Raw genomic sequence first — 23,036 nt, forward strand, 5'->3', positions numbered from 1 at the left:
TGCGGTCCTCCGGCCTTTTGGAGTGTCGACATGCTGCAACAGGTTCATAGCCGCCATTTCCAACCGCTGCTGGGCCAGACCGGCAGCCTGACCCTCCCCGACGGCAGCTGCCTGCCGGTGCGCTTCGAAACCCTTGAAGAAAGCCCACGGGCGAAGATGCCGAACACCACGCGGATGCCGTTCAGCGTGGAATTCAACAGCCTGGAAGGCACTGAATTCGTCGACGGACTCTGCGCTCTGGAAGTGCCGGAACTGGGCAAGATCGAGGCGGTGTTCGTGTCACGGATACCGCCCATGGGGCGGGATCCGGCGCTGGGGTATTTCTACATCGCGTTTAACTGACTGGACTCATTTCAAACTGTGGTAGCGAGCTTGCTCGCGATGGCGTCAGCCCAGACGACCCGGAACCTGTGGCGAGGGAGCTTGCTCCCGCTCGGCTGCGAAGCAGTCGCAAACCTGACAAAACGGTCCGCCTGGAAAAGACAGAAGGCCTGCTTCGCAGGCCAGCGGGAGCAAGCTCCCTCGCCACAGATTCCGGGTGGATGGAAGATAGCCTTCGCGAGCAAGCTCGCTCCCACAGGGGTACGGCGTCATTCAGTCGCCTTTCGGATACCAGACCAACCGCTCCGCCGCCGGGTTGCGCTCTTGTACTTCGAAACCCAGCGCCAAGTAGTGTCGGCGAGCGTGGGGGTTGCTGGCCCAGACCACGGTCGCCACTGGGCAGCGGATCTGTTGCGCGGCTTTCTGCACCCCTTGCAGCACTGCCCGGCCATAGCCTTGGCCACGGGCCTGGGGAATGAAGGCCAGGTACAGCACGCGAATCTCATTGGGGCCGAAATCCGTGCTCAAGGCGCCAATCGCCGTGCCGAGTTTTTCCACGACGTAATGCATGGCATTGGGAAAGTTCTCCCCCAAGCCTTGCTCCTGCACCTGGAACTGCTGGGCAATCACCTGTTGCACTTGCTCGTGCTCACCGTCGATCCATTGCAAGTCCGGCCGCGCCGCCTGGTACAAGCCCTGCAGGAATGGACCATCGCTGACCCGCGATGGACGCACCACCAATCCTTCTGCCGCCACTGAATCCATGCTTGCCCCCTAGGCCTAGAACCCGCTTTCCCTGACCCCCAACGCCGCCAACCGACGCCACGCCGCTCCCAACACCGACTCGCCCTTGCCCTGCAACACCGCCACGCCACGCAGCGGCTGCACCGGGGCAGACGTGTCGCCCACTGCACTCAAGCGCACACCGTATTGCGCCTGCACCGGCTCGGCCCGTTGTTGCGAGTCGCGGCGCACCGCAATCGGTCCGTGATGGTCGGACGTCAACGCTTGCTGTTCGACCCAGGCCACGCCATTGGTGTCGATTTCATTCAACTGCACAGCCATCGACGGATGCATCGGATCATCCGCGATGAACCGTCCCGTGGCGCCCGGCGCGACCCGCCACAGCTCGGCTTCGGTGAGGTAGCCGCGCAACCGCGAATCGGTCTGCACCACCCGCGCCAGCGCCTGCGTCGGTGACAGCCAGCGCCCTACCGCCAACTGCGGCATCAAATCGCGCACCTGGCCGGCATGGGGCGCACGCAACAACAGCCGTTCGCGCTGGGCCACCAAGCCGCGGTATTCGGCCACTGCTTCGGCCAGTTGCTGTTCGACGATGCCGGCATCGGCGGCGGTTTCGCTGCGCCCGGCCTGACGGCGCATCTGCAACTGCTGGATCTCGATTTCCCGGCGCACAATGGCCAGGCGCGACGCCATGTCCGGCGACTCCAACTCAATCAAGACATCGCCCTGGGCCACGGTCTGGCCGTCGCGCACATTCACCTGCTTGACCCGCGCAGCCACCGGCGCGTGCAAGGCACTGGCACGTCCAGCCTCAAGCATCGCAGGCACTTCCACCGCGCTGCGCCAGGGCAACAGCAACACCAACAGCAGCGCCAGCAACACCAGGCCACTCAGGAACATCCGCCCGCCGTGGGCTTGTTCACGGCGACTCCACCACTGCCGCCACTCATTCACGATGGGCATAAAAATGAACCACACCAATTCCACCATCATCAGAAAAATGCCCAGCACCTTGAAGAACAGGTGATAGACCGCCAGGGCAATCCCGAAAAACAACAACGCCCGCCACAGCCAGGCGCCATAGCCCCACACCAGCAAACGGCGACGCATCTTCGGCGACCAGGGTTCCGGCGCCGCCGCGCCATACCCGAACAAGGCCTCGCGCAGGCGCCAGCGGCACAGGGCAAACGCACGTCCCTGAAGGTTATCCACTGCCCAGAAATCGCTGAGTAGGAAATACCCATCGAAGCGCATAAAGGGGTTCAGGTTGATGATCAACGTGGTGATCCAAGTAGCGCTGGCCAGCATGAACGCCGCGGTACGTGCCGGCCCGTCGGGCAACAGCGACCAGGCCAGCAGCGCGATGCACGCCAGCAGCAATTCGGCCAGGACCCCACCGGCACCGATCAGCAACCGTGCGCGGCGATCCCTGATCCGCCAGGCGTCGCTGACGTCGGTGTAGAACATTGGCAACAGCACCATGAACGCCACGCCCATGCTCTGCACCCGACAACCGGCGCGCTTGGCCATGAAGGCGTGGCCGAATTCGTGGCACAGCTTGGCGAAGAGCAACGCCGCCCCGAACGCCAGCGCACCGCCGAGGCTGAACAGGTGTGGAAACGTCGCGACGAATCGCTGCCAGTCCCGCGATACCAGGAAGATGCCGAGGCCCAGGGTCAGCGGCAGGCCATAACGCAGGATCCCCGGGCCAAACCGCGCCAACCAGGGCCAGGCCCGATTGAGAAAGGCGTCCGGGCGCCACAGCGGAATGCGAAAAAAAAGGTATTGATGCAGCAGTATCTGCCACAGGCTCTGGCGCTGCGCGGCGGTCTTGAACAGATAGCTGTCGCGCTGTTGCGGGTCCATCGCGCTAATCAGATCATGGCCGCGCAAGAAGCCCAGCAACTGTTCCAGCGATTCGCCATTGAGCGGCAGGCCCGGTTCGCGGTTCGCAGCCGCCAGCACCTGCTGCGGATCGCCCAGGGACCAGTGCCGCAACATGCGCATCGCCGCCGCGCCCAGCTTGAAATAGCGTCCGCGCACCGGATCGGCCAAGGTCCACTGCGGCGAACCGTCCGGGTCGGGGGCCGCCGGAGACAGTTGCAGGTCCGGCCGCAGGCTCGGCAGGTCCATGCTACAGGCCTACGCTCTGGCGCAGGCCGGCCAGCGGTCGCCGCAACAGGTACAACGCCAGCGGCGCACGGTCACCAAAAACCTTCGCCGTGCCTCGCAGGCCAATGCGCGGCGCAGTAGCATCGAAACGCGCATCCAATCGATACGCCAGTTGCCCGGCGGCGGTAGGCTGCGCTTCATAGGCCGAGCGCTCGAGCCAGGCCAAGTGCCGCTGCAACGGGTCGCTGTCGAGAAACAACGCCACTTGCGCACCGGGTTCCAGGGCAATCGCGTCGCCCACCGCCAATTCAATGCGCAACTCGGCCTGGTTCGGGTCGGCGATTTCCATCAGGCGCTCGCCGGTCTGCACGGGTTTGCCGAGCCAGCGCTCGGCGTCGGCGAACACCGCAATGCCGTCGCGCTCGGCGCGCACTTCGCTGCGCTTGAGCAGTTCAAGTGCGTAGTTGCGCTCGGCGCGTTTCTGTTCGACGCGGGCGGCGAGCAAGTCAATCTTCGAACTGGATTCAGCGTCGGCAAACGAGCGCTGGGAATTGGCCTTGAGTTCGGCCTCGGCCACGCCCAACGCCCGCTCGGCCACATCGGCCTGAGCCTTGAGACTGGTACTTTCGAAACGCAACAACAGGTCGCCGTTCTTGACGCTCTGGTTGGGCTTGACCAGGAATTCGGCGATCACCCCATCCAACGGCGCCGCCACCACTTGCCCGCCCAGCGGCACCACTTCGGCCGGGGCCAACACGGATTGGCGCACCGGGATCAGCAAGCCCAGCAGCAACAGCGCCACCAGAGCGATTTGACGCTTGCGCGTCCAACGCAGGCGCCATGGCTTGCGCGGTTGCAACGCCAACCACGCATGGCTGTAGGTGTCGCCCAGTTGCGACAGCAGCACTTGTTCGGGTGGTGTCCAAGACAGGTCGCGGGCCAACCACAAACCGCCGAACACCTGGCCCTGATGATCGATCAGCGGCAGCCAGAACACTTGCCCGGCCGACAGGCTGCGCCAGTCTGCCCGGACGGACTCGCTCACCCCATCGGCGGCAATCACCCGGGCCTGGTTCAACTGGCCCAGCTTGAACAACTGCGCCACCGCCTGCTCGACAAACGCCACGAACGGCGCGTTCGGTTCCACGGTACTGACGCCAGTCACGGCCTGGACCTTGCCGGCGATCAACAACGCGGCGTGGCGAAAGCCGAACAGCGCCTGGCCGTCGTTGACCAGGCTGTAGCTCAGTTGCGCAGGCGTCCGCGCAGCCCGGGTCTGGCGTTCCAGATCAAGAAAGCGGGCAAACACCTGTTCGGTGCTGCCCGTAACCGGCGCGTTCACTTCGACTCCGCGAAACGCGCCGTGCCGCTCATGCCGGACAGCAAGCCGCTGGCATCCGGCACGCTCGCCACCAGCAGCAGCGTCTGGCTGCCCTCATCGATGCGCGCGCCCAGGCGCTTGACCGTCGCTTGCAGCGGCTGGCCGGTTTCATCAGGAACGAAGGTAAAGGGCTGGCCGGGCTTGAGCTTGCCCATCCAACGCGAGGGGACCAACAAATGAATTTCCAGCGTGCGGTTGTCGACGACGTCCAGCAATGGTGCGCCGGCCGCGACGCTTTCATAACGCTGGACCTTGCGCACCACCACCTGTCCGTCGAACGGCGCGATCACGCTGCAACGCTTGACCTGAACCTGGTAGACCTGGGATTGCGCCTGGGCCTCGCTGAGCCGCGCCTCGGCCCGCGAGACCTCGAAACGCCCAACGGATTTCAACGCCGCGAGCTGCCGGTTATGGGCCAGTTCCTCACTGGCGCCTCGGCTCGCCGCCTGGGCCGCATTGAGCTGGGCCTGATAGGCCGAACAATCGAAACGCGCCAGGATGTCGCCCTTCTTGAACGACTCGCCCTCACTGAACGGCAACTCGACAATCCGCCCGGCCAACTCACTGGCGAGCACCGCCTGATCCCGCGCCCGAAGCACGCCACGCGCCTCGCTGCCCGACGCACTGGTCGAGACGTTGCTCTCCAGCAACGGATCATCGGAAGCCGGCGCCTGCGCCTGAACCCCGCACGTTACAAAGGCCAATCCCACAACCCAACTACTTAAACGCCGCATGACCGTTACTCCCTGACGGATGGGCGGAGTCTACGACAGCGGTGGGGGGCGTCAAGGGAGTAGCGGTGAAGAGGGGGAAATCTCTGTGGCAACGGTGGTGTTGACCTCGCGATTTCCTCAACTTAGTGATGACCTCACTCAACCCCGTACGCAGAGATTAAATTCTCTGGCCGTTGGGGTGAAAACACCGGCTTTGGCCGGTTTTTTCGTTTCTAGGGATTGAGAACAACTCCAGAGTTGAACGCACTCCTTGTGGCGAGGGAGCTTGCTCCCGCTGGACTGCGCAGCAGTCCCAAACCCTAACGCCTCGGTGTATCAGGCAGATCGCATTCAAATTGCTTGGGGTTGCTGCGCAACCCAGCGGGAGCAAGCTCCCTCGCCACAGGTTCTGTGATCGACGGATCATCGCGCTGCCTACTCCACCAACCTCAGCACCCCATCGCAATACACCACCTCGCGCCCCAACCACCCCACATCAACATGAGGCAATACCGCCGAAGGTTTGCGCAATTCACGCAGCAGCGTCGAGCCGTGGGACAGGCGGCCACCCATGCGCGCGATCACCGCACGGGCGCTTTGATAGTGGGCGTGGCGGCCAGGGTCCAGGGTGTCTTCCAGCAGGATGTCTTTGCCCAAAATGCCCTGGGCCTGCCCCGGGTAGATCAGGAAACCGCTCGCCTGCTCGGTGCCTTCACGACCGTCCTGCCAGAAGCTGCCGTCGCGGCTGCGGATGTGCGGGTGCGGGGCGAACCAATGCGCCTGGTCAGCGGCGGGCATGGCGTGGTGCAGACGGAAAAAGATCCGCATCAGATTGTCGCGATACCACTCGCGCACCTGCAAGTAATAACCGCGCAACCCCGGCAGACCGGCGCCATGGGCCAGGCGAATCGCCAGGGGCCATTGTGGGAATGCCTGCAATGGCAGCGCGGTGGGCGCCGGGCGTGGCGTCGCCGGATCGGTTTCCCAAGGGAGGCGATGAGGGCTGTGTTCGAGATTGTCGTAGGCGGTCGGTGGCCGCCCCAGCCAGTCGCCGCCACTGCTGGCCAAGGCGCTGGCGATGCACAGGTTGCCCTGCACCACGAACACGTAGAAACGGGTAAACCAGTCGGCCAGTTGCTGGCCGTCGGCGCCTTGCTCGGTGAGTTCGTGCAGTTCTCGATCAAAACGTCGCAAGCCGTTTTCCAGCGTCAACAAATGCCCCCGGGCGATGCGTTGCATGCGCAGGAACAACGGCAGCGAACGCAGCAGGCGCAGTGGCCGCCAAGGCAGGTGCGGTGTCGCGCCACCGACCTCGCCAGCGTAGCTACTGGCGCTGATGCCCCAGTCGGCCAGTCGGGCGAGAAACAGGTCATTGTTGATATACGAAGCGCCGCCAAACACTGCCGTGAAGGGCTCGTTGTCCTGCAGTACCCGCGAATCCCAACGCGCCATGATCGCTGGAATGCTTGCCGCCGCGCGACGCTGGGCGTACTCCACCAACACGCTGGGTTGGGGCGGCAGGATCTCGGCGATGTTGGCAGCGGTCAGGTGACGGCGCCAGCCGTAGTCGCTGATCGGCCGGTATTGCAGCAGCCACAGTTGGCTGCCGTCCCAGGCCCATTCGACGTCGCCAGGCACGTAGTGAAAGACCCGCAGTAGGCCTTGCAGAAAGCGCCATAGCGCTTCGGCGGTCAGGCCGTGGGATGGCTTGAACGTGCCGCTGTTCCACGCCTCGCCGAGCCGGGAAATAACCGCGCGCTCGGGGCTCACTTGGCCATCGGCCAACGACTCCAGATGCCCTTCGACCCATTCCAGTTCAACGGACAGGTGACGCACGAACGCGATCCCCGACAGCCGTGGCGCGATGAAACGCTGCACCACCACTTCCTCGACACCCGCCGTACTCAGCTCGGCAATGCGCGCCGGCACGTTGTGCGTCGGTTCGCGCAGGAACGTGGTGCTCAAGCCGGCGTTGGCCGCATCGGCCTGGTCTTCACCGTAACTGGAGGAGCGCACCGCCCAGGTAGCGTCCGGCTGGCCGTCCAAAAAACCCCGCAGGCGCGGATCATCGCAATGGTTGAGCGACAGCGCCGCCGGCACCGGCTGCCCCGCCAGCGCCGCGAGACGCAAGCGGCCGCCTTTGGTATGCGCGACAAAACCACGCTCGCCAGACTCCAGCCATGCCGTGAATTCAGCGGGCGAGTCGATCCACGGGTAGTGGCCCCAACCGGGTTTCAAGCTGATGGTCAAATCGGCACGAGCCAGAATGGCCGACCAGGCCGCCGCCTGCGCGACGCCCAGTACCTTGTCCTGATCGCCCCACACCAGTTCGACCGGGTCGGTAATCCACTCCAGCAATGGCAACGCGGTGTCGGCACGCACCAGGTCCCAGTGCGGTACAAAGGCTCGGCAACGAGCGTAGCCGGCGCCCATGCGCTGGTATTGCGCGGGCGTCCAGGCCTGGCTGGAGAACTTGTGGGCAAACAGCGTCGGCTTGTTCGCCAGCAGCCAATGAATGGTCATGCGAATCGGCAGTGGCGACATCAATGCCGGCAGTCGCCGCTGCCACAAAAACGCGCCCACCGGCGCCAGCAACACGCTGCGGCAAAAGTGCCCCGGCTGCCGCTGCAAGGCGTGCAGCACCAGCAAGGCGTTGACTCCGACCGCCATGATCGCGCTGCCCTTATCCGTTGCCGCCAGCAATGCCTGGGCGTAGGCCGCCAGGTCCTCGCAAGGGGCTTGGGAGTTGTTGCCGAAACCGGGCAATTCCAGGGACACCACGTCGTAGCGTTGGAAATGCGGCAACGCGTCGTCCCACCAATCGGCGGCGCTGCCGTTGCCCGCCAGCAGGTACATCCGGGGCTTGTTCATGGACGCTCCTTAGGCCAGGTCGCGCAAGGCAGCGTCAAGCGTCGGGTAACGGAACGTGTAGCCGGCCTCGACGAGACGATTGGGCACCACGCGCTGGCCGTCGAAAAACAACTGGGCCATCTCACCGGCCAAGGCACGCACTGGCGCGGCGGGAATGTGGAACCACACTGGGCGCTTGAGCACCTTGCCGACGCGTTCGGCGAACAGCGCCTGGCTGACCGTCTCCGGTGCCACCAGGTTGTAGGTGCCGCACAGGCTTTCATCATCGAAGGCTCGGGCGATCACTTGGATCACGTCATCGCGATGCACCCAACTCATGATTTGCCGACCGTCGCCCATCCGCCCGCCGAACCCCAGGCGAAACGGAATCAGCAACGGCAGCAAAGCACCGCCCGGGCCAAACACCACGCCCAGGCGCATCACCACCTGCCGCACGCCCAACTCAGTGGCAGGCCGGGCTGAGGCTTCCCAACGCACACAGAGTTCAGCCATGAAGCCATCGCCCTGGGCGGCGCTTTCATCGAGGCTTTCGCTGGCGTCACGCACGCCGTAAAAACCCACGGCTGAGGCCTGTATCCACAACGCCGGTTTATGCCGGGCGTTTTTCAACCAGGTCATCAAGGCCTCGGTGGTATTGACCCGGCTGGCAATGAGTTGCGCCTGGCGCTTGGGACTCCAACGCGGCCCGGCCACCGGGGCACCCGCCAGGTTGATCACCACATCGAACATTTCGTCATGGCCCAGCTTGCCCAGCGAACGCAGGCAGCGGGCGCGGCCGTCAAACAGATAGGCTGCTTTCAACGGATCGCGGGCCAGTACGCTGACCGTGTGCCCGGCGTCGAGCAATTGATTGACCAGGGTCTCGCCGATAAACCCGGTGCCCCCCGTGACCAGCACGCGCTTGTAGGCGCCGCCGGCAAATGGGTTGGCCGGCTTGCCTGCCCGTTGCATGCGCAAGGCCGCCAAGCCGTCGCGAATCCCCGAGGCCGTGACCCCGATGGCGAACAAGGTCAGCAGCCAGCCGCGCCAACCGAGGTCGATCGCGCTCAGGCCGGTGGGCAAACTCGCCCACTGCGCCAGTTGCACGCCGTACAGCGCGAAGAAGGCCCCGCCGTTGACCGCCAGCACCGTGTGCATGATGCGCTCGATGGGCGGTAGCTTGCGGCTGCGGTCCTCGACCACGAAGTCCCAGAGTGTCAGGCAAATCTCCAGGGCGAACAGCAGCGCGATGACAATCGCCCAGGTGCCTTCGAAGGCCAGATGCGCCATGCCCAGAAACAAGATCCCGTAGAAGCACGAGCGCAGGGCATGGATCGACAGCTCCAGCCGCGCACTGTGGCGATAGGGCAAGGCTACGGTGAGTTCGTGGTGATACAGGGTGTCCAGCGCACCGAGGATTGCCTGGGCGATCAGCAGGGCGATGGCCCAGTCCAGCGGTGAAAAATCAGCCATGGTTGGATGCACTCGGCGCGTTGTCAGTCAGGGAGGTGCGGCGGTCGTGGCGATAGAGCCAGAACAGCGGCGGCAATAAAACGAGCAGTGCGAAGCTGTCGAACCACAGGTGCGACCAGACCTGTGCCTGGGCGGAAATCAGCATGTCCTGGGGCGCCCAGAGCAGGATGCCGGCGATTAACCATCCCCAAGGCATGGCGCGCTTCAAGCGATTGCCTATGTGGACGAGGGCGAGCATGTACAAGGCGTAGCTTTGCAACGTGGCGCCGAACAAGGCCAGCCACCAGACTTGTTGTGCGCGGGCCGTCGCGGGCACGGCATTGATGCCCCAGAACGCTTGTTCGATGGTGTTCAGATAGTGATCGAGCAAGCCGGAATGACCCGCCCACGTTAGCGTGACGCCGGCGAGCAGGTGCATCAGGGCCGCCGCGTACAACCAAACGACCAGGGCTTTGCGAAGAGGGCTGTGAGAGGTTGGCATTCCATGTCCTGAAGGCTTGCTTGAGGGCGGCCAGTCTAAAGGAAATGGGAGGGGCTTTACTGGGCTGATGGGCTGGCAGCGATAATTAAATCTCGCCAACGAGACCTGCTTCGCAGGCCAGCGGGAGCAAGCTCTCTCGCCATAGGGATTTAAGTGTCAGGTTAGCGGTGAATTGAAGATTGTCATCGCGAGCAAGCTCCCACAGGGGTTTTGTGTCGAACTCAATATCGAGACCAACCCCGATCACCTGTGGGAGCGAGCCTGCTCGCGATGGCGTCAGCCCAGACAACCCGTGGCGAGGGAGCTTGCTCCCGCTGGCCTGCGAAGCAGGCCCCAGCATTCCTTCAGGCACACCGCATTGCCCGGTTTTACGACTGCTGCGCAGCCGAGCGGGAGCAAGCTCCCTCGCCACGGGTTCTGTGTACCGCTTACCTACAGCTGAGTCCTAGGAGATTTCCTTCAAGTTGCGGCGATGTTGGTGAACTTGTCCGCCTTTGGGCTCACCGCTAGTCTGGGTTTGTCACTGAAAAAACGGTGACACGGACGTGCAAGTCCGAACAAACTGTTTAGGATGCAACGCTGCATCGCTCAGGGGCTTTCTTCTGCCCTCTGGCTTTATGGCGGCTGCGCGCAGGAGATCCTTGGATCTGCTGGGTGTCCTAAACAGGCCCGGTCTTGCACACCTGCGTACGGCCGCCACCCCATTCGCGTGCAAGCGGACGGTGACGGTTCCCAACTAATTACTGTTTAGGGTATCTCTCATGTTCAAAGTAACGCCAAATCCGCCAGGAAGCCCTGGCAACACTGCCGACAAATCCTCGAAAGCCAAAAAACTCGACGAAGCCGCCGAGCGCGCCCTCGACTACTACCTCAACCCCAAACCTGCCGATAAATCCTCAGCCAAATCCCAAACCGCCCAGCTCTTCACGGTCGCCCCGGACATCGACACCGAAACCTTGCTGGCCAATGCTTCCGAAGACCTGCTGTCCATCAGCGCCATCGCCGCCGACCTGGCCGATGATGTCGACGGTTCGCGCCGCAGCGTGATCCTGGCGATCAGCCGGATGGCCGATGGGGTGCATTTGTTGGTGGAAAGGGCGATGGATCGGCTGGAGGTTCAAGCGGTGGGCTGACAGGCCTGCGGTGAATTGAAAACCGCCTTCGCGAGCAGGCTCGCTCCCACACTGGATCTGTGTCGAACCGAAACATCGGGATCAACACCGATCAACTGTGGGAGCGAGCCTGCTCGCGATAGCGTCAGCCCAGACACCCCATAACCCGTGGCGAGGGAGCTTGCTCCCGCTGGGGCGCGCAGCGGCCCCAAAAAAAGCGATGAGTGCTACGCACTCAAGCGGGAGCAAGCTCCCTCGCCACAAAAGCTACCAAGCCACAGAATGATCAACTCCCCGGCCCTTACCGCTCGTGCAACGCCTCGGACCGGGCCTTGATGATTGGCTTGAGCAGGTAGCTGAGCACGGTTTTCTTGCCGGTGATGATGTCCACCGAGGCCACCATCCCAGGGATGATCAGCAAGGGTTTTTCAGGCGTGCCCAGATGGCTGCGTTCGGTGCGCAGCTTGATGATGTAGTAGGTGGTCTTCTTGTCTTCATCGGTGATGGTGTCGGCGCCGATCTGTTCCAGCTTGGCTTTCATCCCACCGTAGATGGTGTAGTCGTACGCGGTGAATTTCACCGTGGCGTCCTGGCCGGGGTGCAGGAAGGCGATGTCCTGGGGACGGATTTTCGCTTCCACCAGGAGGGTGTCGTCCAGCGGCACGATTTCCACCAGGTCGCTGCCGGGCTGGATCACGCCGCCGATGGTGTTCACCAGCAGTTTATTGACAATACCGCGCACCGGCGAAGTCACCAGGGTACGGCTCACGCGGTCTTCCAAGGCCTTGCCGGTGGCTTGGGCCTTGTTCAGGTCGGTGCGTGCTTCGTTGAGTTGGGTCAGGGCTTCGCTGCGGAACTTGCCGCGGGTCTCGTCGATCTTGCGTTGCACTTCCTTGATCGCCGATTCGGCGCGAGGAATCGCCAGCGTCGTGGCGTCCAGTTGCCCGCGGGTCTCGACTTCGGCGCGCTTGAGTCGCAGCACTTCCACCGGCGACACCGCGCCTTGGGCCACCAACGGCTCGGACATGTTGATTTCCTGGCGTTGCAGCGCCAGGCCGGAGCGGTACTGCGCCTGCTTGGAGACGAACTCTCGCAGTTCCTGTTGGCGCTGGATCAACTGCTCCTGCAAACCACCGATTTCATCGTGCAACTGCTGGCGGCGGCTGAGGTACAGCGACTCTTCGCTGGCGGCCTGGCCCGGCACCGCCTTGAGCACATCGGCCGAGAAGTTCAGCGGCCGGTCATCGACCTCGGCACTCAGGCGTTCGACCCGCAACAGCATGGACAGGCGATCCGCTTCGGTCTCGCCGACGTTGGAGACGAACCGCGTGTCGTCCAGGCGAATCAACGACGCGCCCGCTTCGACGATCTGCCCTTCCTTGACGAACAGCTCAGCGACGATGCCACCTTCCAGGTTCTGGATCTTCTGGATCTTGGACGAGGGGATCGCCTTGCCGTCGCCCTTGGTCACTTCGTCGATCTCGGCGAAGTTGGCCCACAGCGCCAGGAATACAAAGAAGCCGATGATGCCCCAGATCGTCAGCCGCACCACCCGGGGAGCGTCCTCGATCAGGGCTTTGTTGACCTCGGGCAGCGGTTGGCCGTGCAGCGAGTCGGTGCCTTTGAAATAGCGACCCACCGCGCCCTTCAAACCTGATTTAAGCAACACTGATCTGCCCCTTCTTCAACGCTTCCATGACAGCGGCTTTCGGGCCATCGGCGAGGATCTGTCCACGGTCGATTACCAGCAGGCGGTCCACCAGCGACAGCAAGGATGCCCGGTGCGTCACCAGCAGCACGGTCTTGTTTTCCACCACGGCGGCCAGGCGCTGTTTCAAGCGTTCTTCACCGGTGTTGTCCATGGCGCTGGTGGGTTCGTCCAGCAGCAGGATCGGCGGGTTGAGGAGCAACGCGCGAGCCAGGGCGACGTTCTGGCGTTGGCCACCGGACAGGTTCTGTCCGCGCTCACCCACTTGCAGTTCATAGCCTTGCGGATGCAGGCGGGCGAATTCATGCACGCCGGCCAGCTCAGCAGCCTGGAGCACCAATTCGTCTTCGACGTAACGGGCACCGGAGGTCAGGTTGTCCCGCAGGGTGCCGGCCAGCAATTGGATGTCCTGGGGCACGTAGCCAATGTTGTAGCGCAGCTCGCTGACGTCGATCTGGCGGATGTCCACGCCGTCCACCAGCAAGGCGCCGTCATCGGGCTGATAAAGGCCCACCAGCAACTTGGCCAGGGAACTCTTGCCCGAGCCGCTGCGGCCGATGATGCCGATTTTCTCGCCCGGCTTGATCACCAGGTTGATGTTCTTCAGCGCGGGGTTCTGCTGGTTCGGGTAGGTGAAGTTCAACTGCCGGCATTCAACGGCGCCCTGCAACACCTTGCGACTCAGCGGGCGCTCGTCGAAATTGCGCTCCTGGGGCAGCTCCATCATCTGGTCGACCGAGGTCATCGTCACCCGCGCCTGCTGGTAACGGGTCAGCAGGCCCGACAGCGAGGCCAACGGGCTGAGGGCGCGACCGCTGAGCATGTAGCAAGCTACCAGCCCACCCATGCTCAGGTTGCCGGCGATGATCAGATAAACCCCGAAGACGATCATGATCACCCCGGCCAATTGCTGGATCAGCAAGGTGATGTTCATCGCCAGGCCGGACAGCATCTTCACCCGCAGTTCGAGGCGACTGAGGGTGCCGATGGTCTGTTCCCATTGGTACTGGCGCTCGCTCTCGGCGTTGTTGACCTTCACCGCGTCCAGCCCAGCGAGGGTTTCGATCAGGCTCGACTGGCGCTCGGCGCCCAGGGCCATGGTGCGCTCCATGGTCGCGATCAATGGCTTCTGCAAGGCATAGCCGATCAGCAGGGCAATCGGGAAGGCCAGCACCGGAATCCACACCAGGTGCCCACCGATAATCGCGATGACCATGAAGATCAGCAGGGTGAACGGCAAATCGATCAGGCTGGTGAGGGTTAGCGAGGCGAGGAAGTCCCGCAGGCTCTGGAACTCATGAATGTTCTGGGCAAAGCTGCCGACCCGCGCCGGGCGATGTTTCATGGCCATGCCGACGATACGCTCGAACAGCGTCGCCGAGATGATCAGGTCGGTTTTCTTGCCCGCCAGGTCCAGGCACAGGCTGCGCAGCATCTTGAGGATCAGGTCGAACACATAGGCGCCGGTGATACCAACGGCCAGTACCCACAGGGTCGATTCGGCCTGGTTTGGCACGACGCGGTCGTAGACGTTCATCACGAACAGCGGCGCGGCCATGGCGATGATGTTGATCAGCAGGCTGGCGGCGATGGCATCGGCGTACAGCCAACGGGAGCGCTTGAGGGTGTCGCGAAACCACGAACGCGCCCGGGGAATGAGCGTGCCGTGGTTAACGTCAAATTTATGCTGCGGCTGGGCGAAGAACACCTTGCCGCTGTAGTCATCGGCCAGCAGCTCGCGGCTGACGGTCACCTCACCGCCGTCGCTTTCGCTGAGCAGCAATCGCGCCTGGTCGTCACCGACCCAGCCCAGCAGCACGGCGCTGCGGCCGTCTTTAAGCAGCAGCAGCGCCGGCATGGCGATGGTCGGAATCTGCTCGAGTTTGCGTTGCAGCACCCGACCTTGCAGACCGGCACGGGCCGCCGCGCGCGACAATAATTCGACGCTCAGCCGTTGCTTGGGCAGCGGCAGGCCGGTGGTGAGCATCGCCGCGCTGGCCGGCTTCTGGTGCAGCATGCAGAGCGCCAGCAGACCGTCCAACAACGGGTCGTCGTGCAGCGTGCGCGGGTCATGAACTAGTTCGACTGGACTGACTTCTGATTCCACGCTCGGCACTCTGACTGATTAAAACGGGTGGTAGGACTCAATTCATCCCAGGCAACTGGACCTTGGGTTTCACGTCGTTCTGCACAACCGATGCCAACGGCGCGACCACACCCTGGCTTTTCAACAGCTGGCCCATGGTTGCCTTGATCCGGTACTGGGTGAACAGCTGCACATTCTTGATTTCCGCCAGACGACGGGAAGCGCTGAACAGCTCGTTTTCGCTGTCGAGCAAGTCGAGCAGCGTGCGTTCGCCGAGGCTGAACTGCTTCTGGTAGGCGGTGCGCACATTGGCGCTGCGATCAACGTATTGCTGGGCGACCGGCACCTGGGCGTTGGCGTTGTTCAAGGCGTTCCAGGCCAGGCCCAGTTCTTCGTTCAACTGGCGCAGCGCGTTGTTGCGGATGTCCAGGGCCTGGTTGGACAGGTACGACTTGGATTCCAGGTCGGCCTTGTTGCTGCCACCGGCATACAGGTTGAAACGCATGCGCAGCATGGCTTGCCATTCATTGTTGTGGCCGTTCTGACCGTCCAGGTCGTTGTCGGCGGTGCGGCCCAACTCGGCGTCGAAGCGTGGGTAGAAGCTCGACTTGGCGGCTTCGTACTGTTGCTCGGCGGCGGCGATGTCGGCTTCGGCCGAACGCAGCACCGGGCTGCTTTCCAGCATCTGGGCGCGGGCTTCGGTCAGGTTGGCCGGCAGCAATGCCAGAAAATCGGCAGGACGCTCCAGTTGATCTGGCAGTTGGCCGACGGCGCTGAGGTAGTTGGTCTCGGCATCGGCCAGGTTGGTTTGTTCGGTGATCAAGTTGTTGCGGGCCTGGGCCATGCGCGCTTCGGCCTGGTCCAGGTCGGCACCGCTGCCCACGCCACGGGAAGTGCGCAGCTTGATCTGATCGAAAATGCGTTCGTGGCTCTTGAGGTTTTCCTCGGCCAGGCGCACGAACTCACGACGGGTCAGCACGTCCAGGTAAACCTGGGCCACCGTCAAACCGGTGCGCTCGGAGGCGTCCAGCAACGAATAGGCACGGGCATTAACGGTGGCTTGTTGACGCCCCACTTCGCTGGATGTCGCGAAACCGTCAAAAACCATTTGCGACAAGCGCAGGCTCGATTCGCTGCGGTTCAGGGTTTCCCAATGGTTATTACCGCCCGAACGGGTGGTGACACTGTCGGTGCCTTCGCGGCCATATCCGGCTGCAAGGTCCACTCTAGGCAGGTAGCCGCCCTTGGCCGCCTTGAGTTGGTAATCCGCCGCGAGACGACTGTTCACGCCGGCCTGGATTTCAGGATGGACATCCAAAGCCTGCTGCATGGCCTGCGGCAAGGTTTGTGCTTGTACGAAACTGGCGGCGAGGACGAAGGGTAAAGCCTTGAGCAGGTGCGAACGCATGGTTGGATTATTCCCAGAACTCTTGTCTTGAATCACAGCGAAACGTGGCGCTGCATCGGATGATGGCAACCGGAATGACCGTATGTCGGAAAGTTCAAAACAGGAGCTGGAACACGCGCTGAAAGAACAGGTCGCCGCTTAAATATCAATGTGACATTACGTCGGCAATTGTTTAGGATGGCCGGCAGAAGGTCAATAGTTTGGCACAAACAAAATATTCGGAAAAACACAGCCAAAATATTGACATCAAAAAGCGTCAAATAACCTTACTTTGTGAATATGAACGTCCAGACCGCTGCTGCCTAAAAGCCGCCGGGTCCATGGAAGTCTACTGAGCGTGGCACCCGGAGAGTCTTCAATGAGCAGTGTTATTGCCGTTGTCAAAAGCATTGTTGGTCAGGTTTTCGTCGTATCCCCAGAGGGCATTCGGCGCGTACTCATTGAAGGCGATCGCCTGAACGTAGGCGACCAGTTGGACACCGGCCCTGCCGGCGCCGTCACATTGGAGCTGGCCGATGGCCGCACCCTGGACCTGGGCCGCGACACCCAGTGGAGCGCCAATGCTCCGGACTCGTCCACTGACCTGGCACAAGCCACCGCCCAGGCCGCGCCGTCGGTAGAAGAACTGCAACAAGCCATCGCCGCGGGCGTCGACCCGACGACTGCCCTGGAAGCCACCGCCGCCGGCGCCACTGCCGCGGGTACAGGGGGCGCCGCCGGTGGCGGCCACAGCTTTGTGGTGCTGGATGCCACCGCCGGCAGCGTCGACCCTACCGTCGGTTTCCCAACCGAAGGCCTCGCTGCGGCGGCGGCCACCGATGACAACACCCTGGGTGGCGATACCACGGCCGATACGACCGCCAACGCCGTGCTCAATGCGACCATGACCCTGAGCGCCACGCCGACCCTGACCGAGGCCGGCGGCGTGCTGGTGTACACCGCGACCGTGACCCAGGCCCCGCAGACCAACCTGACCGTGACCTTGTCCAACGGCGCGGTCATCGTGATCCCGGCTGGCCAACTGACTGGCAGCGTCAACGTTCCACTGGCGCCGAACGACACGGTCTACAACGACCCAAGCCAGATCAGCGTGACCGTCACCGGCACCACCGGCGGCACCGGCATTGCCGTCACCGTGCCCACTGCGCCGGCCGTGACCCAGATCACCGACACCGTCGACACCACCACCGTCACCCTGAGCGCGGGCAATACGGTCACCGAAGGCGGGCAAATCACCTACACCGCCACCTTGACCAACCCGGCCCAGACGCCGGTGACCGTGACCTTGAGCAATGGCTCGGTCATCACCATTGCTGCTGGCCAAACCACGGGCACCGTCAACGTCGATACACCGGCCAATGACGTCTACAACAACGGCAGCACCGTCAGCACCACCATTACCGGTGCGACCGGTGGCAACTTTGAAAATCTGGTGCCGAGCACCACGCCAGCGGTTACAACGATTACCGATTCGGCGGATACCACTGGCCTGACTCTGTCTGCCAGCAACACCATCACCGAAGGCGGCCAGATCACCTACACCGCAACGCTGACCAACCCGGCCCAGACCCCGGTAACCGTGACCTTGAGCAATGGCTCGGTCATTACCATTGCTGCTGGCCAAACGACCGGCACGGTTGCCGTGGATACCCCGGCTAACGACGTCTACAGCAACGGTAGCACCGTCAGCACCACCATTACCGGTGCGACGGGTGGCAACTTCGAAAACCTGGTGCCGAGCACGACGCCAGCGGTTACGACGATTACCGATTCGGTCGACACCACCGGCTTGACCTTGACCGCCAGCAACACCATCACCGAAGGCGGTTCGATTGTTTACACCGCCACCCTGACCAACCCGGCCCAGACTCCAGTGACCGTGACGTTGAGCAATGGCTCGGTGATCACTATTGCTGCTGGCCAGACGACCGGGACCGTCAACGTCGAGACGCCAGCCAATGACGTCTACAACAACGGCAGCACCGTCAGCACCACGATTACCGGCGCAACCGGCGGAAACTTCGAAAACCTGGTGCCGAGCACTACGCCTGCGGTCACCACGATCACTGACTCGGCCGACACCACTGGCCTGACGCTGACCGCCAGCGAAACCATCACCGAAGGCGGCCAGATTACCTACACCGCCACCTTGACCAACCCGGCCCAGACCCCGGTAACCGTGACCTTGAGCAATGGCTCGGTCATTACCATTGCTGCAGGCCAAACCACGGGCACCGTCAACGTCGATACACCGGCCAATGACGTCTACAACAACGGCAGCACCGTCAGCACCACCATTACCGGTGCGACCGGTGGCAACTTTGAAAACCTGGTGCCAAGCACGGCGCCTGCGGTCACCACGATTACTGATTCGGCGGATACCACTGGCCTGACCTTGACCGCCAGCAACACCATCACCGAAGGCGGCCAGATCACCTACACCGCAACGCTGACCAACCCGGCCCAGACCCCGGTAACCGTGACCTTGAGCAATGGCTCGGTCATCACCATTGCTGCTGGCCAAACCACTGGCGCTGTCAACGTTGATACGCCTGCCAATGACGTCTACAACAACGGCAGCACCGTCACCACCACGATTACCGGTGCGACCGGTGGCAACTTTGAAAACCTGGTGCCGAGCACTGCGCCTGCGGTCACCACGATTACTGATTCGGCAGATACCACCGGCCTGACCTTGACCGCCAGCAACACCATCACAGAAGGCGGCCAGATCACCTACACCGCGACGCTGACCAACCCGGCCCAGACGCCGGTGACCGTGACCTTGAGCAACGGCGCGGTGATCAACATCGCTGCCGGCCAGACGACCGGGACCGTCAACGTCGAGACACCGGCTAATGACGTCTATAACAACGGCAGCACGGTCAGCACCACGATTACCGGCGCAACCGGCGGTAACTTCGAGAATCTGGTGCCGAGCACGTCACCTGCCGTTACTACGATCACCGATTCGGCCGATACAACCGGCCTGACGCTGAGCGCCAGCGAAACCATCACCGAAGGCGGCCAGATCACCTACACGGCGACGCTGAGCAACCCGGCCCAGACCCCGGTGACCGTGACCTTGAGCAACGGCGCGGTGATCAACATCGCTGCCGGTGCGACCACCGGCACCGTCGCCGTGGATACACCCGCCAACGACGTCTACAACAACGGCAGTACCGTCAGCACCACCATCACCGGTGCGACGGGTGGCAACTTTGAGAATCTGGTGCCGAGCACTGTGCCTGCGGTCACTACGATTACCGATTCGGTAGACACGACTACCGTGACGTTGACTGCTACGCCGACCGTGAATGAAAACGGCACCATCACTTACACCGCGACCCTGACCGATGCCAATGGCAATCCGGTCACCGCGCAGAATGGTCCGGTGACGGTCACGCTCGACAGCGGCAAGACCATCACTATTGCAGCCGGCGCAAGTTCGGGTGCGTTGGATGTCGCTGTGGGTAACGACGTTTACCAAGGTCCGACCACCGTCACCGAATCGATTGCCTCGGCATCGGGCGGTAATCTGGAAGCCATCGCGCCAAACACCGCGCCAGTCAGCACTGTGGTTAGTGATGTTGATGACACCACCACTGTGACGTTGACTGCTACGCCGACCGTGAACGAAAACGGCACGATCACCTATACCGCCACCCTGACCGGTGCCGATGGCAAGCCAGTTACCGCACAAAACGGTCCGGTCACCGTGACTTTGGAAAGCGGCAAAACCATCACCATCGCTGCTGGCGCAAGCTCGGGTGCGTTGGATGTAGCCGTCGGCAACGATGTGTACCAAGGCCCAACCACCGTCACTGAGTCGATCAAAGATGCATCCGGTGGCAACCTCGAAGCCATTGCTCCGAACACCGCGCCAGTCAGCACCGTGGTCAGCGATGTCAACGACACCACTACCGTGACGTTGACCGCCAATCCGGCCGTGAATGAAAACGGCACCATTACTTACACCGCCACCCTCACCGGTGCCGATGGCAAGCCCGTCACGGCACAAAATGGTCCGGTGACCGTGACGCTGGAAAGCGGCAAAACCATCACCATCGCTGCTGGCGCAAGCTCGGGCGCGTTGGATGTAGCCGTCGGCAACGATGTGTACCAAGGCCCAACGACAGTTACTGAGTCGATCAAAGATGCATCCGGCGGCAACCTGGAAGCCATTGCTCCGAACACCGCGCCAGTCAGCACTGTCGTCAGCGACGTCAACGACACCACCACCGTGACGCTGACCGCTACGCCGACCGTGAACGAAAACGGTACGATCACCTACACCGCCACCCTGACCGGTGCCGACGGCAAGCCAGTTACCGCGCAGAACGGTCCGGTCACCGTGACGTTGGAAAGCGGCAAGACCATCACCATCGCTGCCGGCGCAAGCTCGGGTGCGTTGGATGTAGCCGTCGGCAACGACGTCTACCAAGGCCCAACCACCGTCACTGAGTCGATCAAAGATGCCTCCGGTGGCAACTTGGAGGCCATTGCTCCAAACACCGCCCCAGTTAGCACCATCGTTAGCGATGTCAACGACACCACCACCGTGACGTTGACCGCCACTCCGACCGTGAATGAAAACGGCACCATCACTTACACCGCGACCCTGACCGGTGCCGACGGCAAGCCAGTTACCGCGCAGAACGGTCCGGTGACCGTGACTCTGGAAAGCGGCAAAACCATCACCATCGCCGCAGGTGCAAGCTCGGGCACGCTCGATGTCGCTGTGGGTAACGACGTTTACCAAGGTCCGACCACCGTCACCGAATCGATCAAAGATGCATCCGGTGGCAACTTGGAGGCCATTGCTCCAAACACCGCCCCAGTTAGCACCATCGTTAGCGATGTCAACGACACCACCACCGTGACATTGACCGCTACACCGACCGTGAACGAAAACGGCACCATCACCTATACCGCCACGCTGACCGGTGCAGACGGCAAACCCGTCACGGCACAAAATGGTCCGGTGACCGTGACGCTGGAAAGCGGCAAGACCATCACCATCGCAGCGGGCGCTAGCTCGGGTACGCTCGATGTCGCTGTGGGTAACGACGTTTATCAAGGTCCGACCACCGTCACCGAATCGATCAAAGATGCATCCGGTGGCAACTTGGAGGCCATTGCTCCAAACACCGCCCCAGTTAGCACCATCGTTAGCGATGTCAACGACACCACCACCGTGACGTTGACTGCCACACCGACCGTGAACGAAAACGGCACGATCACCTATACCGCCACCCTGACCGGTGCCGATGGCAAGCCCGTCACGGCACAAAATGGTCCGGTGACCGTGACGCTGGAAAGCGGCAAGACCATCACCATCGCCGCTGGCGCAAGCTCGGGTGCGTTGGATGTAGCCGTCGGCAACGATGTTTACCAAGGCCCAACCACCGTCACTGAGTCGATCAAAGATGCATCCGGCGGCAACCTGGAAGCCATTGCCCCGAACACCGCGCCAGTCAGCACCGTGGTCAGCGATGTCAACGACACCACTACCGTGACGCTGACCGCCAATCCAACCGTGAGCGAAAACGGCACCATCACTTACACCGCCACCCTCACCGGCGCCGACGGCAAGCCAGTTACCGCACAAAACGGTCCGGTCACCGTGACTTTGGAAAGCGGCAAAACCATCACCATCGCCGCCGGCGCAAGCTCAGGCGCGCTCGATGTCGCTGTGGGTAACGACGTTTACCAAGGCCCGACCACCGTCACCGAATCGATTGCCTCGGCATCGGGCGGTAACCTGGAAGCCATCGCTCCAAACACGACGCCAGTCAGCACTGTAGTTAGCGATGTCGATGACACCACCACCGTGACGTTGACCGCCACTCCGACCGTGAATGAAAACGGCACCATCACTTACACCGCGACCCTCACCGGCGCCGATGGCAAGCCAGTTACCGCGCAAAACGGTCCGGTCACCGTGACGTTGGAAAGTGGCAAAACCATCACCATCGCCGCCGGCACAAGTTCGGGCACGCTCGATGTCGCTGTGGGTAACGACGTTTACCAAGGCCCAACCACCGTCACTGAATCGATCAAAGATGCATCCGGTGGCAACCTCGAAGCCATTGCTCCGAACACCGCCCCAGTTAGCACCATCGTTAGCGATGTCAACGACACCACCACCGTGACGTTGACCGCCACGCCAACCGTGAATGAAAACGGCACCATCACTTACACCGCGACCCTCACCGGCGCCGATGGCAAGCCAGTTACCGCGCAGAACGGTCCGGTGACCGTGACGCTGGAAAGCGGCAAAACCATCACCATCGCTGCTGGCGCTAGCTCGGGCATCTTGGACGTGGCTGTCGGCAACGACGTGTACCAAGGCCCAACCACCGTCACTGAGTCGATCAAAGATGCATCCGGTGGCAACCTCGAAGCCATCGCGCCTGACACCGCGCCAGTCAGCACTGTGGTTAGCGATGTTGACGACACCACTACCGTGACGTTGACCGCCACGCCAACCGTGAATGAAAACGGCACCATCACTTATACCGCCACCCTGACCGGTGCCGACGGCAAACCCGTCACCGCACAAAACGGTCCGGTCACCGTGACGCTGGAAAGCGGCAAAACCATCACCATCGCCGCCGGTGCAAGCTCGGGCACGCTCGATGTCG

12 protein-coding genes and 1 pseudogene are annotated in these 23,036 nt (G+C 62.5%); 3 read left to right on the forward strand and 10 right to left on the reverse strand.

The genetic code is table 11. The annotated features are described in order from the left end of the window. Positions 1-30 precede the first annotated feature (30 nt). Entirely contained in the window at positions 31-342 is a 312-nt protein-coding gene (locus J3361_RS21395; RefSeq protein ID WP_207966207.1) for a hypothetical protein, read from the forward strand. 252 nt (positions 343-594) lie between these two features. Here the strand turns inward: J3361_RS21395 and J3361_RS21400 are convergent, their stop codons facing one another. The 7 genes from J3361_RS21400 to J3361_RS21430 all read right to left on the reverse strand — a co-directional run bounded on the left by J3361_RS21400 (position 595) and on the right by J3361_RS21430 (position 10,075). Further along, positions 595-1,086, reverse strand: a complete 492-nt coding sequence (locus J3361_RS21400; protein ID WP_207966208.1) for a GNAT family N-acetyltransferase — start codon at positions 1,084-1,086, stop codon at positions 595-597. A 15-nt stretch (positions 1,087-1,101) separates the two neighbouring features. Then, complete coding sequence (locus J3361_RS21405) at positions 1,102-3,198, reverse strand: biotin/lipoyl-binding protein (RefSeq protein WP_207966209.1); 2,097 nt, start codon at positions 3,196-3,198, stop codon at positions 1,102-1,104. A 1-nt stretch (position 3,199) separates the two neighbouring features. Continuing rightward, positions 3,200-4,519 (reverse strand): HlyD family efflux transporter periplasmic adaptor subunit, encoded by a 1,320-nt coding sequence (locus J3361_RS21410; RefSeq protein ID WP_207966210.1) that lies wholly within the window; start codon positions 4,517-4,519, stop codon positions 3,200-3,202. Then, on the reverse strand, positions 4,516-5,292 hold the full coding sequence (locus J3361_RS21415) for an efflux RND transporter periplasmic adaptor subunit (RefSeq protein ID WP_207966211.1): 777 nt from the start codon (positions 5,290-5,292) through the stop codon (positions 4,516-4,518). The genes J3361_RS21410 and J3361_RS21415 overlap by 4 nt, the downstream gene beginning before the upstream one ends. Positions 5,293-5,706: 414 nt before the next feature. Then, positions 5,707-8,142, reverse strand: a complete 2,436-nt coding sequence (locus tag J3361_RS21420; protein WP_207966212.1) for an alpha/beta hydrolase — start codon at positions 8,140-8,142, stop codon at positions 5,707-5,709. 9 nt (positions 8,143-8,151) lie between these two features. Continuing rightward, positions 8,152-9,594, reverse strand: coding sequence for a TIGR01777 family oxidoreductase (locus J3361_RS21425; RefSeq protein ID WP_207966213.1), 1,443 nt, complete (start codon positions 9,592-9,594; stop codon positions 8,152-8,154). Further along, positions 9,587-10,075 (reverse strand): cell division protein, encoded by a 489-nt coding sequence (locus tag J3361_RS21430; RefSeq protein ID WP_207966214.1) that lies wholly within the window; start codon positions 10,073-10,075, stop codon positions 9,587-9,589. Before J3361_RS21430 ends, J3361_RS21425 begins: the two co-directional genes overlap by 8 nt. 761 nt (positions 10,076-10,836) lie before the next feature. Here J3361_RS21430 and J3361_RS21435 point away from each other — a divergent pair. Further along, entirely contained in the window at positions 10,837-11,208 is a 372-nt protein-coding gene (locus tag J3361_RS21435; protein ID WP_207966215.1) for a DUF6124 family protein, read from the forward strand. A gap of 280 nt (positions 11,209-11,488) precedes the next feature. On the opposite strand, the gene J3361_RS21440 is transcribed toward J3361_RS21435, so the two are convergent. Genes J3361_RS21440 through J3361_RS21450 form a run of 3 tightly spaced genes read right to left on the reverse strand, consistent with a single transcriptional unit; the run spans position 11,489 to position 16,389 of the window. Beyond that, entirely contained in the window at positions 11,489-12,856 is a 1,368-nt protein-coding gene (locus tag J3361_RS21440) for an HlyD family type I secretion periplasmic adaptor subunit (protein ID WP_207966216.1), read from the reverse strand. Further along, on the reverse strand, positions 12,846-15,002 hold the full coding sequence (locus tag J3361_RS21445) for a type I secretion system permease/ATPase (RefSeq protein WP_207966217.1): 2,157 nt from the start codon (positions 15,000-15,002) through the stop codon (positions 12,846-12,848). The genes J3361_RS21440 and J3361_RS21445 overlap by 11 nt, the downstream gene beginning before the upstream one ends. 37 nt (positions 15,003-15,039) lie before the next feature. Continuing rightward, positions 15,040-16,389, reverse strand: a complete 1,350-nt coding sequence (locus tag J3361_RS21450) for a TolC family outer membrane protein (protein ID WP_207966218.1) — start codon at positions 16,387-16,389, stop codon at positions 15,040-15,042. A 358-nt stretch (positions 16,390-16,747) separates the two neighbouring features. Here J3361_RS21450 and J3361_RS21455 point away from each other — a divergent pair. Further along, a pseudogene (locus J3361_RS21455) lies at positions 16,748-23,036 on the forward strand (LapA family giant adhesin); the annotation flags it as partial.

This window comes from Pseudomonas sp. OA65 (assembly GCF_017498305.1).
Classification (GTDB): Bacteria; Pseudomonadota; Gammaproteobacteria; order Pseudomonadales; family Pseudomonadaceae; genus Aquipseudomonas; species Aquipseudomonas zanjanensis.

Excerpts from the sequence above, each read along its gene's own strand:
- J3361_RS21395 (WP_207966207.1), top strand. The coding sequence starts at position 31 with ATGCTGCAACAGGTTCATAGCCGCCATTTCCAACCGCTGCTGGGCCAG.
- J3361_RS21400 (WP_207966208.1), bottom strand. The coding sequence starts at position 1,086 with ATGGATTCAGTGGCGGCAGAAGGATTGGTGGTGCGTCCATCGCGGGTC.
- J3361_RS21405 (WP_207966209.1), bottom strand. The coding sequence starts at position 3,198 with ATGGACCTGCCGAGCCTGCGGCCGGACCTGCAACTGTCTCCGGCGGCC.
- J3361_RS21415 (WP_207966211.1), bottom strand. The coding sequence starts at position 5,292 with ATGCGGCGTTTAAGTAGTTGGGTTGTGGGATTGGCCTTTGTAACGTGC.
- J3361_RS21420 (WP_207966212.1), bottom strand. The coding sequence starts at position 8,142 with ATGAACAAGCCCCGGATGTACCTGCTGGCGGGCAACGGCAGCGCCGCC.
- J3361_RS21425 (WP_207966213.1), bottom strand. The coding sequence starts at position 9,594 with ATGGCTGATTTTTCACCGCTGGACTGGGCCATCGCCCTGCTGATCGCC.
- J3361_RS21430 (WP_207966214.1), bottom strand. The coding sequence starts at position 10,075 with ATGCCAACCTCTCACAGCCCTCTTCGCAAAGCCCTGGTCGTTTGGTTG.
- J3361_RS21435 (WP_207966215.1), top strand. The coding sequence starts at position 10,837 with ATGTTCAAAGTAACGCCAAATCCGCCAGGAAGCCCTGGCAACACTGCC.
- J3361_RS21450 (WP_207966218.1), bottom strand. The coding sequence starts at position 16,389 with ATGCGTTCGCACCTGCTCAAGGCTTTACCCTTCGTCCTCGCCGCCAGT.